The organism is Parabacteroides vesiculifaciens (assembly GCF_049860805.1).
GTDB lineage: Bacteria > Bacteroidota > Bacteroidia > Bacteroidales > Tannerellaceae > Parabacteroides.
Map to the genome: position 1 here is coordinate 4,347,799 of NZ_CP187555.1, position 16,382 is coordinate 4,364,180.

General features: G+C 45.3%; 17 protein-coding genes. 16 read left to right on the forward strand and 1 reads right to left on the reverse strand.

Features of this window, described 5'->3' with window-relative positions; all coding sequences use genetic code 11:
- Window positions 1–13 precede the first annotated feature (13 nt).
- A complete protein-coding gene (gene ribF, locus ACPYIV_RS17195; RefSeq protein ID WP_425884221.1) occupies window positions 14–940 on the reverse strand; it encodes a riboflavin biosynthesis protein RibF in 927 nt (308 codons plus the stop codon).
- A gap of 354 nt (window positions 941–1,294) precedes the next feature.
- Here ribF and ACPYIV_RS17200 point away from each other — a divergent pair, with 354 nt between their 5' ends.
- From ACPYIV_RS17200 to ACPYIV_RS17275, 16 genes are all read left to right on the forward strand, one after another.
- The gene (locus ACPYIV_RS17200) at window positions 1,295–1,708 is read left to right on the forward strand and encodes a sigma-70 family RNA polymerase sigma factor (protein WP_293733999.1); all 414 of its coding nucleotides are present in this window, start codon (window positions 1,295–1,297) and stop codon (window positions 1,706–1,708) included.
- 335 nt (window positions 1,709–2,043) lie between these two features.
- A complete protein-coding gene (locus ACPYIV_RS17205) occupies window positions 2,044–2,406 on the forward strand; it encodes a BlaI/MecI/CopY family transcriptional regulator (protein WP_005633254.1) in 363 nt (120 codons plus the stop codon).
- A 19-nt stretch (window positions 2,407–2,425) separates the two neighbouring features.
- Window positions 2,426–4,402: a M56 family metallopeptidase gene (locus tag ACPYIV_RS17210; protein WP_293740310.1), complete on the forward strand. Its 1,977-nt coding sequence runs from the start codon at window positions 2,426–2,428 to the stop codon at window positions 4,400–4,402.
- Window positions 4,403–4,413: 11 nt separating this feature from the next.
- On the forward strand, window positions 4,414–5,970 hold the full coding sequence (locus ACPYIV_RS17215; RefSeq protein WP_425884225.1) for a tetratricopeptide repeat protein: 1,557 nt from the start codon (window positions 4,414–4,416) through the stop codon (window positions 5,968–5,970).
- A 20-nt stretch (window positions 5,971–5,990) separates the two neighbouring features.
- Entirely contained in the window at window positions 5,991–6,194 is a 204-nt protein-coding gene (locus tag ACPYIV_RS17220) for a hypothetical protein (RefSeq protein ID WP_293733996.1), read from the forward strand.
- 15 nt (window positions 6,195–6,209) lie between these two features.
- A complete protein-coding gene (locus ACPYIV_RS17225; RefSeq protein ID WP_425884227.1) occupies window positions 6,210–7,412 on the forward strand; it encodes a 6-bladed beta-propeller in 1,203 nt (400 codons plus the stop codon).
- 3 nt (window positions 7,413–7,415) lie between these two features.
- Entirely contained in the window at window positions 7,416–7,994 is a 579-nt protein-coding gene (locus tag ACPYIV_RS17230) for a hypothetical protein (protein WP_425884229.1), read from the forward strand.
- A 294-nt stretch (window positions 7,995–8,288) separates the two neighbouring features.
- Window positions 8,289–10,499, forward strand: a complete 2,211-nt coding sequence (locus ACPYIV_RS17235; protein WP_293734000.1) for a patatin-like phospholipase family protein — start codon at window positions 8,289–8,291, stop codon at window positions 10,497–10,499.
- 15 nt (window positions 10,500–10,514) lie between these two features.
- Window positions 10,515–11,189, forward strand: a complete 675-nt coding sequence (locus ACPYIV_RS17240; protein ID WP_425884231.1) for a DUF2461 domain-containing protein — start codon at window positions 10,515–10,517, stop codon at window positions 11,187–11,189.
- Window positions 11,190–11,474: 285 nt separating this feature from the next.
- Window positions 11,475–13,250 (forward strand): signal peptide peptidase SppA, encoded by a 1,776-nt coding sequence (gene sppA / locus ACPYIV_RS17245; protein WP_293740303.1) that lies wholly within the window; start codon window positions 11,475–11,477, stop codon window positions 13,248–13,250.
- Window positions 13,251–13,273: 23 nt separating this feature from the next.
- On the forward strand, window positions 13,274–13,939 hold the full coding sequence (locus ACPYIV_RS17250) for a DUF2975 domain-containing protein (protein WP_293733991.1): 666 nt from the start codon (window positions 13,274–13,276) through the stop codon (window positions 13,937–13,939).
- A 10-nt stretch (window positions 13,940–13,949) separates the two neighbouring features.
- Window positions 13,950–14,417: a DUF2975 domain-containing protein gene (locus ACPYIV_RS17255; protein WP_300761956.1), complete on the forward strand. Its 468-nt coding sequence runs from the start codon at window positions 13,950–13,952 to the stop codon at window positions 14,415–14,417.
- A 14-nt stretch (window positions 14,418–14,431) separates the two neighbouring features.
- Window positions 14,432–15,073 carry a DUF2975 domain-containing protein gene (locus ACPYIV_RS17260; protein WP_293733989.1) on the forward strand — a complete coding sequence of 214 codons (642 nt, stop codon included), beginning with the start codon at window positions 14,432–14,434 and terminating at the stop codon, window positions 15,071–15,073.
- 12 nt (window positions 15,074–15,085) lie between these two features.
- Complete coding sequence (locus ACPYIV_RS17265; RefSeq protein WP_425884235.1) at window positions 15,086–15,544, forward strand: hypothetical protein; 459 nt, start codon at window positions 15,086–15,088, stop codon at window positions 15,542–15,544.
- Window positions 15,545–15,559: 15 nt separating this feature from the next.
- On the forward strand, window positions 15,560–15,772 hold the full coding sequence (locus tag ACPYIV_RS17270; protein WP_293733987.1) for a helix-turn-helix domain-containing protein: 213 nt from the start codon (window positions 15,560–15,562) through the stop codon (window positions 15,770–15,772).
- 188 nt (window positions 15,773–15,960) lie between these two features.
- Window positions 15,961–16,371, forward strand: coding sequence for a DUF3836 domain-containing protein (locus ACPYIV_RS17275; RefSeq protein WP_293740299.1), 411 nt, complete (start codon window positions 15,961–15,963; stop codon window positions 16,369–16,371).
- Window positions 16,372–16,382: the final 11 nt, after the last annotated feature.

A 16,382-nucleotide genomic window follows, 5' to 3' on the forward strand; every position in this document is an offset into this window, starting at 1 on the left:
GAAACTATTCTGATTATTCCGTTAATATTCTCTCCACCGTCTCCCTGTCTTTCTTCAGTTGGTCGATCAGTTGGTCGAGGGTGTCGAATTTGATGTCGCCTCGTACGTGGTGTATGAACGCGACTGTCAGTTCGTTATTGTAGATGTCGCCGGAGAAGTTGAGGATGTTTACTTCCAGTGTAATGTTGTCTCCGTTATCGAGTGTCGGGCGGTTGCCGATATACAGCATTCCCTTGTAACGCTGTCCGTTCAGATACACCCGGACGGCATATACACCGATGCCCGGAATGACCTTGAAAGGCTCGTCCACCTGGATGTTGGCAGTCGGAAAACCTAATTTCCGGCCGACTTTATATCCGCTGACGATGCTCCCTCTTAGCCCGTAAGGATAAGTCAGCAGATGAGCCGCCTCCTCCACCCGGCATTCCGAAAGAAGTTTCCGTATCTCGGAAGAACTGACGGCCGCCTCCCCCTCGCTATATTGCGAGGCCTTGATAACCCGTATGCCGCAAGCCTTTCCATACGTTACATACTGTTCGAAACCATCTTCGCGGTTATGCCCGAAACGGTGGTCGTAACCGATCAGCAAAGTATCTACATGCAACCGGTCTGCTAATACGGTAGTGATAAACTCTTTTGCCGTCAGGCGGGATAGCTCGAGAGTGAAGTCTAACACAATACAATAATCGATCCCGGTGGACGCCAGATGTTTCAGCTTCTCTTCGAACGAGTTGAGCAACTTCGGCTGATAGTCGGTATGCAGGACTGCCCGGGGATGTTCGGGAAACGTGATGACGGCGGAAGGCAATCCGGCGGTTTCGGCCACCTGCTTCAGCTCATGGATCAGAAAACGATGTCCCAGATGAACTCCATCGAAAAAGCCGATAGTGGCTACCAGCTTTTTCCCTTTCAATGTCTCTGTGTCTCTTACAACTATCATCTTTTCAGTCTTAGGTACTTATAATTATATCTACAAAAGTACATAAAAATAGGGCAACCGCACCAAATCCAGCAGTAACAATTCTTTATTTCTATGGAGAGAAAAACCCGTTTTTGTCCCGAATAATTCTTTCTTAAGTGCCTGCTAATTCTGTAATCGGTGTCAGTGACTTTATAATCAGTGGTTGTGATTATATAATTGCTGGCACTGATTTTATAATCACTGGCACTGATTACAGAATTGATAGGCATTCCGATATTTTTTATGCCTATGTAGATAAGTTTTCTTGTAGCGGGGATAGATTATTCCTTATATTATGTAGTCCATAAGATCGTATTGCTTAAAAATGAATTCTTGAAACTGTGGGACAAGCAGGTGTTCCGTCTCCCGGAGAACGATCTGAAACGGATACTTTATGTTTCCGTCCGGAATGCCTGCTTCGATTATCTCCGTCGGATGAATATGGAACAGGAGATCATCGACCACCGCGCCTTGCAACTAAAACTGGACGAACTTGACTTCTTTGAGGCTTCTGACGAACTTTTCATGCGGAAAGACCTTCTTGACCTGCTGATGAAAAAAGTGGCTGAGTTGCCTGAAAGAAGCCAGGAAGTTTTTCGTATGTCTTATCTCGAAGGTCTGAAAGCGACCGAAATAGCAGAACGTCTCGATCTCTCCGTCCGCACGGTCGAGAACCTGCTCTATCGCTCCCTCCTTTATCTGCGCAAGAATTGTTCGAACCTGTTCCTGCTCATCTTCCTTTTATAAAGGAATTGTAAGTTTGGAAAATACTTGAATCAAGCTTCATAACAAGATTGATAACAGCTGCCGTGACTTGGATACCCGCCGTGTAGTTGCTTGTCGACAATTGTCGACAAGCAATTTCTTACAGGACCCCGTAAGCTTCCGCCCCGGTACATCCTTCTCTAATTGCTTATGCTTTTTATCTTTGTTCCGAAAAACCGGAAAAAGGATTCCTCTTTCCCAGGTTGGGTGAAAGACCTTCTGTTATCGAAGCGTTAATACAAATTAACGCATTATCCCTTGCATATTTACGACAGATTCGTAGCTTTGCGATACGATCGTAAAAAATAATATTGAAAATGGAAAGATTAACAAGACAGGAAGAGGATGTGATGCGTTGGATCTGGCAGATCGAGCCGTGTTTTATCAAAGACATTCTGGCGAAGTATGAAGAGCCTAAGCCTCCTTATACGACACTCGCCTCTATTGTGAAGAACCTGGAACGTAAGAAATACGTGAAGGCAAAACGTTACGGGAATACTTACGAATACAGGCCGCTGATCCCACAGGAAGAATATAAACGTACGTTTATGGGAAGTGTGGTGAACAACTATTTCGAGAACTCTTACAAGGAAATGGTCTCCTTCTTTGCCAAGGAACAGAAGATTTCGACCGATGAATTAAAAGAGATCATCGATATGATTGAGAAAGGACGAGAATAAACCGTAAATACATAATACCATGACACCGGAATTTGCCTACTTTTTGAAGGTAAATGTAGCTTTTATACTCCTTTATGCCTTCTATCGGTTGTTCTTTTATAAGGACACCTTCTTCAAACTGCGCCGTGCGATCCTTTTGGCATTCTTTGGAGTGTCATTGCTTTATCCGCTAATGAATATTCAGGACTGGATCCGGGAGCAGGAGCCAATGGCGGAAGTCATACAAATGTATTCGGCTATCTTACCCGAGACAACGATAACTCCTGGCAATGTTCCTGAAACAAACTGGCACGATCTGTTTCTTTCCGGTGTTTCTTATCTCTATTGGGGTGGCGTCATCGCCTTGTTTCTTCGTTTTTTGGTGCAGTTGAGTAGCATATTGCTATTGGCGCGCCGGTCCGAAGTCACTTTGATTCGCAATGTACGTGTACATCTATTAAATAAGCCGGCCGGTCCTTTCTCCTTTTTCGGGCTTGTATTCTTGCATCTTGAAAGCCATTCCGAGAAAGAGATCGAAGAGATCCTGACACACGAGTGTACACATGTCAACCAGTGGCATTCGATCGATGTGATTATCTGCGAACTGGTTTGTATTATTTGCTGGGTGAATCCGTTTGTCTGGCTGTTGAAAAGGGAAGTGCGCCATAACCTGGAATATCTGGCGGACGATACTGTTCTCGAGTCTGGTTATGACAGTCGCAGTTACCAATACCACCTTTTGGGGTTGGCGCATACCAATAAATCGGCCACCTCTTTATCCAATAACTTCAATATGCTGCATCTGAAAAACCGGATCAGCATGATGAACAAAAAACGTTCCCGGGGTATCGGAAGGACGAAATACCTGATTTTTATACCGGTTGTGGGCGTCTTGCTGATCGTGAGCAATGTCGATGCGTTGGCCCGTATTACGGACGAATTGGCGGAAAGCACGTTTGCCGATGTCCTTTTGCCCGACGTTGTCCATCCGGATGAAAAGATTGAAGTGAAAGCCCAGGTCGTGGATATCATGTATAAACCTGTTGCAGGTGCGGCAGTTGTCATTAAAGGGAAACCGATCGGCACGATTACGGATGTGAATGGGCATTTTGTCTTGAAGACTCCGGCTGATGCAACATTGCAGATTTCCGGGCTGGGGTTAAAGAAACGGGAGTTTGAAGCTACATCCGTTAAAGAGAATATGAAAATACAACTGCTTCCGGTAGTCGGGAATGCTGTTGCGGCTGAAGAACGCGAGGAATATGTGCTTTCGGAGGAAGAGGCCGAAGCTGCCAGACGTGCCCGTAGCCAAATCTTTACCGTCGTAGAGGTGATGCCCGAATTTCCGGGCGGACAAGGTGCTTTGCTGAAATTCCTGTCGACCCATGTCAAATATCCGGAATCGGCCATAAAGGGCGGTATAGAAGGACGGGTGAGTTGTTCTTTCGTTGTCGGAAAAGACGGGACGATTTCGGATGCGGAAGTCATCCGTAGCGTAAATCCGGCACTGGATGAGGAAGCTTTGCGTGTGATAAACTCCATGCCGGTTTGGACTCCGGGAAAACAGAGGGGCAAAGCTGTTAATGTGAAATATACGGTACCGGTTACTTTCCGGCTTTCCGGAGGAAAGAAAAAACCTTCTTCCCGTATCGCACAGAAACAAGTCAAAGGAATCGATACGTCCGGTCGCATCTTTTCGGTCGTACAACAGATGCCGGAATTTCCGGGCGGCCAGACTCAGCTGCTGAAATACCTGGCAACGCGCATAAAATATCCGGTTGAAGCACAGGAAAATGGAATACAGGGCCGTGTCTCTTGTTCGTTCGTTGTCGATACGGATGGAACTTTGAAAGATATTAAAGTGCTCCGCGGAGTCGATCCTTCGCTGGACAGGGAAGCGGTCCGGGTGATCCGGGAAATGCCGAAATGGAGTCCGGGCGTACAGAATGATATGGCTGTAGCCGTCAAATATACGGTTCCGGTCACGTTCCGTTTGGAAAAACCTGTTATGGATTAAAATAAGAAACCATGATGAAATGTAAGTTTTCTCTATTACTGTTTCTTTGCGTACTGCCCCTCTGTGGGCAGGCGCAGAGTTTTAACCTTCAGGAATTGGTGAATAAGAAACAATTCCAGGAAGTTATAGCACGTGTGGACAGTCTTACTCCGGCTGATTCTGCCGACTATGCCACGATGTCGGCTATCGGGCAGGCGTACGAAGGATTGCTTCGCTATAAGGATGCGTATCTGTGTTTTTCTTATTGCCTGAAAATGGATACGACCAATGTGGATGCTCTGAATGCCGTTGCCAGGAATGCCACCAATTTCGGTCGGATAGCGGAAGCTAAACGTTGCTATCATAAGGTGTTGGAGGCTGATAGCATGAACTTCTATGCCAACTATCAGCTGGCACGCCTTTATTATCAGTTGGGAGATTATGGTAAAGCGACGGAACACTATCATGTGCTCGCCTCCATCGAAGGTGAAAACCCTTCTATCCTAACCGGGTTGGCTGACTGCCATATCAAAAGGGGAACTGTCCCTAACATGATGATCGCATTGTCTTTATATGCCCGCGCACTGGAACTGAACCCGGAGAATATACGGGTTGCCTCCTCTTTAGCCAATCTCTTGCTTCAGACCGGAGATGGCAAAGGTGCATTGCAGGTCTGCGATACGGCTTTGTGTTATAACCCTGATAACAGGCAGATACGGCAGAGCAAAGGGATGGCCCTTTATATGTTGAAAGAATATTCGCAGGCGGATACGGTTTATACCGGGCTATTGGCTGACGGCGACTCTTCTTTCCTGAATCTCAAATATGCGGGCGCTTCCCGCTATATGTTCGGACATGCGTTCAATGCCGTCGGATTATTGGAGAAAGCGTATGAAATGGATACGACGGATGTAGAAACGGCTCTGTTGTACGGGGCAGCCATTGGGAAGACCTATGACCGTAAGCGTGCTTATGCCCTGTTCGACCAGGCCGAACGGAATATGCAGCCTAAAAAGTTTCTTAAGAATCTGTTGATTTCTTTACGGGGGGATATTTTGGAGCGTGACGGACGCTGGAAGGAGGCTGAACATTTATATTATGCCGCGTGGAAGAAAGATTCGGCTCAATTGAATTTTTTGTATGAGATCAACGTACATTATTGGGACGTGGATCCCGGCTTGTTCCAGAATGAAGAGATGTTGCAAAGAACAGTTTTTGCAAAGTATACTTATCTGACCGCCTATATGAAGACCGATAAGTCACAAAAGTATCTCTACAATTATCGTCCTTTCTTAGAAGCCGTTTGCGAAGATGCTTTTTTCAAGAATGCCGATGAAGTGACGATGCTGGCTCCCGATGGGGAAAAAACAAAATTGGCGGTCGCCGACCTGCGTGCGTTGGTTGCTCAACTGCCGCAGATGCCCGAAGATGAACGGCTGAGGCGTGAAAAAATGCAGGAACAAATGAAGAAGGTCCGGGAAAGGGAAAAGAAACTGCATAAAAGCGGTGCTAAACTTGATACGCTCGTCCTTAGTCAGGAAGAAAAAGAAAAGGCCCGGAAAATGCTGAAAGACGCCGGACTGGAATAAGCGGAATAATTCGGACAATCATGGACTGCTCACCGGAATCCTTTGTTGAAGGAAAGAAATATCCGGCTACCCGTGTTGCGGATAGTGTCTTGCTCTATTACCGGGACGCCTATGAGGTGTTGGAGTTGGCGGAAAAGAATCCGGCAATCCTGGAATACGAACAGCTGAAGAACTTGAAGGATGATGATAACCCGGTGTTGATGTTGGTCACTTTAAAAGAATAATAAATACGATAGATTATGCATAAATATGTATTTCTGCTTAGTATGCTTGTATTCCTTTCGGCATGTGGAGGGAAACAAACCGGGCAACCGCTAATTGCCGAAGTCGAACCTGTGAAGCCGGAATATCCGGTAACCGTTCCGTTTGAGGCGGGAGTCGGTGTCGAGCGGGAGATGAAGTTGAGCGATATTGCCGATTCCGTGCGATATGTCCCGTTGGAAACGAATGATAAGTGCCTGATCGATTTTATAAATCCGGGTAAAGTGGTAAAGACCTCTAAGTATTGGTTCGTATCCAGCAATTCGAGGTTATATCAATATACGACCGATGGGAAGTTCGTCAGGAACATCGGTTCGAGGGGCGGTGGCCCAGGACAATTCAATTACTTCCAACAGATAGATGTAAACGAGGATACAGGATTGGTTTTTATGTTGACGGCTTCCGGAAAGGTCAATGTCTATGATATGGAAACCGGGAAATTCCTTTATGATATAAAGACACCGGATAAGGAAACGGCGCAATTTGCCATGTTGAATGATACCTTAGTGGCAACATTCCTGCTAAATAGTAACGGGCAGCAAAAAGAACGTATCTATATTTCCGGTCAAAAAGGAAGTATCTTGAATACCTTCTACCGTTCGGATTTGTTTGAAGTCAAGAGTGGAACCCGTTGGCTGATGATGAGTGGCATGGACAGATATATGTTCCGTTATCAAGATATGATTTGCTACAAAGAATTTTACAACGATACTTTGTTCATCGTGACGGAGAAGGAACTTCAACCTCGTTACATCATCGATTTAGGCAAATATGCCATTCCTGTCGACTGCCGTATGGAAGCTTGTGACGGAGATGCGAAAACTTATAACACAGTTGCAGCTCCATATATCCGAAACCATGTGATAGAAACCGATTCTCTGCTTTTTATGCCCTATAATTACTGGGCGGGGGAAAAACAGCGGGAGCGCCACATGGTGCTTTATGACAAAAGGACGAAGGAATGTTTCTCCATTCCGGACGGTTATATAAAGAATGATTTTCCCGGCGCGCTGCCTTTGCGTCCGGCGACTTCTTTGGACCGGAACATTCTGGTTTCTGTCTGGGAAGTCGGAGATCTTATGAAAGAAGCTGAAAAGAATCCGGCTGTCCTCGATCATCCCCAGTTGAAAAGATTGACCGAAGATGATAATCCGGTACTGATGGTCGTTTATATGAAATAAGTTATGATGCGTTTTATTGGATTAGTACTATTGATCGGGCTGGTTACCGGTTGCTCGCCGGAGCGACCGGTTCCGGTCCGTATCGGTTATGTGGAAACGGATGTTCCCTCAAGCAACCAGTGTGTGGAGATAACCGGTGCTTTCCAAGGGAAGCCGTATCAGCTACGAATGGCACATTCCCTGAACGGGAATGTGAACTATAAGGTGTTGAACGAGGCGCCTTACATTATGCAAGATACGGTTTTGCGTATATCTATGGCAGTCGAGCCTCGACACAAACATACGGCGCGTTTTACATTGGATGCCGGTTCGGTGCAGATTGTCGAGGAGGCCGAATTGGAAGATGTCCTGCACAGTATCTTATTGGAAACCTATTCCGACCGCTCTTTTACCTCTTCCGATACGATTCCGCTTACTTCCTATTCTAATGGAGCTTTGTACGAAGTCATGGTGGACGGGCAATTGCAACAGGGCGGGAGTTATTGCAATGTACGGAATGCCAAGCTACCGCCGAAAGAGTGGCATAAGGCTTTTGATATGAAAGAATATATCTGGTTTGAGCTTTTGTTTACCGGAAAGTAGACGGCGCGCTGCGTTTTTTCAATCCTTTTATTGCGTGAGGCGATAACAAAATATATCTTTGCCATTGGATGTAAATAAGATATACGTTACGGAGTGATAACGACTATCCGATGAATTCATTCTGGATATGGCATCTATTAATCGCTTCACAGTTGTGAGCCGATCGTTTCACAACTGTGAGCCGTGCGAATCACAGATGTGAGCCGTACGGCTCATGGCCGTGAAACGATTAATAGATGCTGACTTCCGAAAGAATATATCCATGGGAAACAACTAAATAAAGGGATTGTGATGATGAAGAAATACCTGTCTCTTTTGCTTATATGCCTGCTCGTCTGGCCTGCAATGGCGGGGGAGCGCAAGAAAGTCGCTGTCGTGCTGGGCGGTGGCGGCGCAAAAGGTGTGGCGCATATCGGGGTATTGAAAGTGTTGGAGGAAGCCGGTATACCGATCGATATCGTGACCGGGACCAGTATGGGAGCGATTGTCGGAGGTTTGTACGCCATCGGCTACAGTCCGGACGAGATCAAAGAAATGGTGGAGTCGCAGGATTGGGAGATGTTGCTGAGCGACAAAGTGAAACGCAGTCATCTGCTTTTCCCCGAGAAAGAGAAGGCGGAACGCTATATTGTCTCCCTGCCTTTCGGGTTGGAGAAGAAAGACCGGGTGATAGACGGCGTTGTGAAGGGGCAGAACCTGCAAAACCTCTTTTCGGACCTGACGATCGGGTATCATGATTCGGTCGATTTCAATTCGTTCCGGATTCCGTTTGCCTGTGTGGCGGTCGACATGGTTAGCGGCAAAGATTATGTGTTTCATAAGGGAAGCTTGCCCCTTGCCATGCGTGCCAGTATGGCGATCCCGGCTGTATTTACGCCTGTCCGGCTGGACAGCATGGTGCTTGTCGACGGTGGGTTGAACAATAACTATCCGGTGGATGTCGCACTTGCCATGGGCGCGGATATCATTATCGGCGTGGATCTGGCAACAAGCGATTTGCGCACGTACGACCGCCTGCATTCGCCAGGCGATATTGCCACGCAGATCATTGCTTTGCATGGTAATGAAAAATATGTCCGGAACCGCGACCGGACCGATCTGTTGTTTCGTCCGGATATGGAACCTTACCGTTCCTCTAGCTTTGCTCCCGTTGCTCTCGACACGATGTTGCACAGAGGAGAAGCCGATGCCCGCCGCCGTTGGGACGAGATCATGGCTTTGAAACAGAAAATAGGTATTCCCGAAGCCGATACCTCTTCCTTGCAGGCCGGACGGCTGGCCCATCGTCCTGTCATGCCTGCCGATACTTTTTATGTCCGCCATATCCGTTTCGACGGAGCCGATCCGCGTGATCTCAACTGGTTGCACCGCATCTGTGCGCTGAAGGAGAATAGCCACATCACGTTGAAGGAACTTCGCAAGTCCATGTCTATCTTAGTCGGAACCAATGCTTATGCTTATGTAAACTACAAACTGACCGGCGAGAACCAGCAGGATCTGGTTCTGACCTTGCAGCCTAAATCGGAAAGCTCGGTGAACTTAGGCATACGTTTCGATTCGGAAGAAATCATCGGGGTGCTGGTGAATGCTACTTATCATAAGGGGAAACGGAACCATTCCCGCTTCGCTTTTACCGGGCGTGTGGGAAGCAAGATCTCCTCGGCGATGCTGGATTACTCGATCGAGCGTTCTCCGTTACGCAATTTCAATTTGTCGTATAAGTTCAGCTATAACAACCTGGATATTTACGAGAAGGGGGACAAGCGGTTCAACACTACCTATACGCACCATCTCGCCGAGTTCGCCTATTCGGATATGAACTGGTTGAGCTTCAAAATAAAAGCCGGACTTCGTTATGAGTATTTCAATTATAATTCCTTTCTTTACACGGGAGGCGACGAACTGTATGCCGTGAAACCGGAAGGCTTTTTCAGCTATTTCGCATCGGCGCACCTCGAGACATTGGACCGGCGGTATTTCCCCGATAAGGGAGTCTCGCTGGAGGCGGATTATTCACTCTATACGGACAACTTCGTGAAATATAACGGCAGCTCTCCTTTCTCGGCTATCGGCTTGAAGTTTATGACGGTTTGCCCCATTAGTTCGCGTTTGAGTCTTCTGCCTGCGCTTTACGGGCGTGTCCTGATCGGCGGGAATACGGCTTATCCGTTCCTGAATGCGATCGGGGGAGAAACGTTCGGGCGTTATTTGGCTCAGCAGTTGCCTTTTGCCGGTATCAACCATGTGGAGATACTGGACAATTCGGTCGTGGTGGCACGCCTCCAGCTCCGGCAACGCATTGCGGGTAACAATTATATCACGCTGACCGGCAACTATGGCATTCATAACGACGACTTTTTCCATCTGTTGGAGGGGAGAAGCCTTTGGGGCGGCAGCCTGGGATATGCTTATAACAGTATCGCCGGCCCTTTGAGTGCAACGTTCGGTATGTCCAACCGCAATTCGCACTTGCAGTTTTATATGAATTTGGGATTTATGTTTTAATATAATATATAAGGTATGAATGCAGAAATAATACAATTCCTGACGGAACTGCGTCAGAACAATAACCGGGAATGGTTCCAGGCGAATAAAGACCGTTACGATGCTCTTCGCAAGGGCTTTATCGACGAAGTGCAACAATTGATTGACCGGATTGCCCTGTTCGATCCGGAAATTGCCGGATTGGAGGCGAAAGATTGCCTGTTCCGCATCTATCGGGATATTCGTTTTTCTCCTGATAAGACTCCGTATAAAATCCACTTTGCCGCTTATATGGCTTCCTGTGGCGGACGGGGCAGCGAGCGTGCCGGCTACTATATTCATCTCGAACCGGGCGGTTGCCTGCTGTCGGGTGGTGTTTGGTGTCCGCCGCCGGCCTTGTTGAAAGCCCTTCGTAAAGATATTTATGAGAATATAGAAGATTTTGTCGGCATCATGGAAAAGCCGGCCTTCAAGAAGACATATCCGACGATGGAGGGCGAAGTCCTGAAACGTATGCCCGCCGGTTATCCTTCCGATTTCAGGTATGACGAAATCCTTCGCCATAAAGACTTTAGTGTTGTCTCCTGCAAACCGGATGAATTCTTTTTCGCACCGGATTGGATGGATAAAGCCCTTGAAGATTTCAAACTCTTATACCCGTTCAACCAATTCCTGAATTATACGGTGGATGAGTATTTAGGAAGAGTGTAACCATCCATTCATAACCGATCTGTTTCAAACCAAACAGCCCTCGTAGGGGCAGGTTCCAAACCTGCCCGATTTACAGTTCAATCTATCTGTCCCTATCATGTGGGTTCCAAACCTGCCCCTACCAATCCCTTTATTCCTCATTTCAATATATATTTTATGTGATTCATAATATTTTTATCGAAAAACGATAAAAATATTTGGTGGAGTCAAAAATAATATATTCTTTTGCATATCGAATAACGATAAATATTATTTGAGAAACAAACAACAAATACATAAAACATTATGAAACAATTCTTCAAAACAGTATTTGCATCCACACTGGGCGTGCTGGTTGCTTTGGGAATCGTAACAATCGGTTCTATCTTTTTTATCATTGGAGTAGCTGCCAGTGCCGATGGCTCTTCCGAGTACAAGCCTGATAAGAATACCGTGTTCAAACTGTCTCTGAATGGTGTACTGGTTGATCAGGCAGTGAAGAATCCTTTTTCCGAACTGATGGGCGAAAGCAGTGGCCAGATGGCTGTATCGGATGTGATCAAAGCGATCCGCCGTGCAAAAGCAAACGATAATATTAAAGGTATTTATCTGGAAGCCGGTTCACTTTCTACAGGATTTGCAGGGATCGAAGCGATCCGTCGTGAACTGGAAGACTTCAAGAGCAGCGGGAAGTTTATCGTTTCTTATGGCGATTACTACACACAGGGCGCTTACTATCTGTGTAGCGTGGCCGATTCTGTTTTCCTGAACCCGCAAGGCAGTGTCTCCCTGGTAGGGCTTGCATCACAGGGTCTGTTCTTTACCGGGCTGGCTGAAAAAATCGGAGTGGAACATTATATCTTTAAGGTAGGAACTTATAAGAGTGCCGTAGAGCCCTTCTTCCTGAAAAAATTTAGCGATGCCAACCGCGAACAGTTGACCTCTTTCTTGGGTAGTGTCTGGGGAAACTTGACAACCGCTATCGAGAAAAGCCGTAATATCTCTTCCGACGAACTGAACCGTTACCTGAATGAAGGTCTTGCAATGGGCCAGGCTTCCAATGCCGTTGATTATAAACTGGCAGACGGACTTCGTTATCGGTATGAGGTGGAAAACTGTGTGAAAGAAATGGCCGGGCAGGACGTGAAGGGTAAACTGAAAACAGCCGGAGTGGACAAAATAGTTTCTATCAAAGTAAAAGAAAAAGATAATGACAATAAGATCGCTGTCCTGTATGCAGAAGGTGAAATCAGAGACGAAGATTCTTCTTCCCCATTCAGTGCCGACGAACAGGTGATTTCGGAAGAGATGGCAAAGAAACTGCGTAAGTTGAAAGATGACGATGATGTAAAAGCCGTAGTCTTCCGTGTGAACTCTCCGGGCGGTAGCGCTTATATTTCCGAACAGATCTGGAAAGAAGTGGTAGAGTTGAAAGCTAAAAAGCCGATCGTCGTTTCAATGGGTAACTATGCCGCTTCCGGTGGCTATTATATTTCTTGTGCTGCCAACAAGATTGTGGCTGAACGTACGACACTGACCGGTTCGATCGGTGTGTTCGGTGTGGTCCGTAATTTTACCGGAACATTTGATAAATTAGGTGTAACCACGGATATCGTAAAGACGAATACGTTTGCCGACCTGGGCGACATCAGCCGTCCGATGCGTGATGATGAAAAGGCGCTGATCCAGCGTGGTGTGGAACAGACCTACGATTTATTCCTGACTCGTTGCGCAGATGGCCGCGGCATGACGAAAGCCGAGATCGACTCTATTGGACAAGGCCGTGTGTGGACCGGCGAACAGGCTTTGGAAAGAGGTTTGGTCGACCAGTTGGGCGGCATGGACGACGCAATCAAAGAAGCGGCCGCATTGGCTGAATTGACGGAGTATTCCGTTACGACAGCAGACGGCCCGAAAGACTTCTTTACCAAATTCATGGAAAAGAAAATGGACGAAGTAAAAGTTTCTATGGCTAAGTCGGTTATGGGTGAAGAACAGTTCAAATTGTTCTCTACAATCCGTAAAGCCGAAACGGAATCCGGTATTATTGCCCGTATGCCGTTCGAAATAAAAGGTTTATAATAATAAGAGAGAGGCTATAAGTTATGAAAAAGCAATTGAATCTGATTTGTGTATTGATATTCTTCTTTGTAGGATTGTCTTTGCTCCCGAGTATCTATTTAATGGGCAATGCCTTTGTAGATGGTTTCAGTGCCGGAATGTCACAGGCGGAAAAGGTGCATGAGCAAGGGGTAACAAATATCAGTGCGGAAGTCTTGAGTCCGCTGGCTCTTAATTTATGGCCTAAATCTCTGGCTGCCACTTCTGATAAAATATTTAATCAGAGAGATCAGGAGTGGTATCCTGCTTCCCAGATAAAAACTTTGGTCTGGGTGAAATCCAAGGAGTTGGGGATTACACAGCTCGGAGGTCTTTTAACCCTGATTAGCCTGATCTTTATAGTGAAAGCTATTATCCAGTTTTACAAACTGATCAATGCGATCAATCATGAGGTGATATTCGACTGGTTGAACGTCCGCCGCCTGAATCGTATCGGACGTAATCTGCTTATCTCATTTGTTCTGACACAGGCTTATGTGTTGATGAACTATTGGGCTTCTATCCGTTTGTTTGAACTTGAAGGTTACGAACATAATATCGGTTGTGACTTCCAGTCGATGACATTGATAATGGGACTGATCGCTTTATTAGTAGGCCGTATTTTTGCAATCGGCTTACAGATGAAGGAGGAACAAGAGTTGACAATTTAAGAATTTTGAGATGAAACGGAATTTGAATGCCCTGTGTTTTGTGTTGGTGATGCTTTGTATTATAGCTCTTTCATCAAATAATATAGATGCCATACAGCTTTGCTATGAGATGGGGAAAGGTACGGCTTATACCGATGCTACACAGAAAAGTTTTCTGATAGAGGTCCTTATTCGTGCTGTAGATATGAATATACTGTTGATAGCAGGCATACTCTTGATTATAGTTGTCTCAAAAATAAATAAGGGACTTGTCTTTGTCTGGCAGAATATCACTTTGTTCAGATGGATCGGATATTTGTTGGGTTTTCACGCTTTGGTTTCTTCTGTAATTAATTATGTGGAAAAGCAGGCTTCGGATACTTTTGTAGGAAATCCATTTGATTACCGGGGAATGATTGCTGCAATATTTGTTTTAATGGTTGCAGAGATTTTTGCAATTGGTTTGAGGATGAAAGAAGAACAAGACCTGACGGTCTAATGGAGGGAATGAAAATGAAATCGAAAAGTATAAGGATACTGAGTATTTTGATACTGCTTCTTTCTATGGTGGTGTTGGGCAACGGCTTTCGGGGCTTTAAAGACGGATGGAACAGCGCAGGCCGTGATTTGGATAAGAAGCCGGAAGGAAAAATACACCGGGTGGACGTGCCGTTGAACCCTGTTGTCGCGTATAGCTTGCCCGATACATTGCAATTGGAGGATAACCGGAAAATACCTTATCAGATAGGAAGTGTTGCTTTGGGAATGAAGACCGATAAGGCCTATGAACTCTATTCTGTTATTATAGGATTGATTTTTACACCGGTTTCTTTGCTTCTGATTATTTGGGCGGGATTGTCTTTCTTCCATTTTATCCGGGATGTGCAACGGCAACAGATATTTATCCGTTCGAATGTCAAGAGACTCCGCGTTATCTGCTGGATGTTGTTGTTTGTCGGGATTATGAAAAACTTGTTTGCAGGGATGGACTACTTTCTGTTGTTAAAAGACAGCCATGTCTCTTTTCCGGGCTATCAGATTGCTGGCTTCGAGTTTCAATATAGTATATTTTTCCTTGCTCTCTTGTTCGGCCTTTTTGCCGAAATATTTGCTTTAGGAGTTAAATTGAAAGAGGAACAGGATCTGACGGTTTAAAGGAGGATGGATATGGATAAGATTATAAAATTGCTGGTTATTCAGATCGGATTTCTGTCTTTAGGAAGCGTGTTTTTTGTCTGGTATATGCTGTCAGAGAAATTCGTTTGCCTTGATTCATGGGCCTGGTCATTCCGTTCTGCGAAGGTATTGCTTCTGACGGTTATACTGAGCGTCGTCTTTTTCGGGCTGCTTTGGGGATATCTTTATTATCGATCCGGCAGTTTGAGTTTATGTATTCTTTCGAATATGATCGTGAATGGTATTTCGGCGTTGCTTATAATTTATTACCCGGATGCCCGTTCCGTATATGAAATGATCGGAACAATGCCTTTTATCGGGCTTGCCGTTCTTAATGTGATATTGTCTGCTGCCTGTATTTATTATTTGAATCGAAGTTTGAGTATTCCGGTCTGGCAAATACCGGAAAATACGGATGGTGAATCTTGTAATGTCGTAATTAACGAATAATCAAAGGAGTAAAGTATGGCTATAATAGTGAATTTGGATGTGATGATGGCAAAAAGAAAGATTGCGTTGGGCGATTTGGCCGACCGTATCGGCATTACTCCGGCAAATCTTTCGATCTTAAAGACGGGTAAAGCCAAGGCTATACGCTTTTCTACTCTTGAAGCAATTTGTAAGGAACTCGATTGCCAACCGGCGGATATCCTCGAATTTAAGGACGATGAATCATAATGTTTTGGCTATGAATGACTATATCCTTACAATATGTAAGCTTGTCGGGTGAGTGAAGGTGAATAAAAACTTGAATATTGTTAAATAAGCTATATTTGCTGACAATATGTAAGCAGAAGTTTGGTTGATTCTGGAATGGTGGCTACATTTGCACCGCAATTTGAAAGTAATCTTAAAGTAATAATTATATGAAAACTTCAGTTTTAAGTAAAAGCATTCTTGTTCTTGCAGTTATCTTTTTATGTAATCTTGCAATGAACGCAGCCTCTCCCAGAGAGTACATGTATGATACGAAGGAAGAGAATGGTAAAATTGTTTCAAAGGTCATTTTCTTAAATGACAATGGTCTTTTGAACAAAGAAGTTAAATATGAATTTTCTTACAATGAAAACGGCAAAGTGTCGGAGAAGAAGGCATATCGCTGGGATAAGAGTAAGGATGAGTGGGTTCCCTATTATCTGACGACTTATTCATATAACGCAGAAACAGGGGAAATCAACACCACATACGGAATGTGGGATAGAAAGAAGAAAAACTTTAGCTTAAATGTCCAGAATATGGTTGCCCCGGCAACAAGTTATAACGACATTTTCTCATAATACCTATTTTT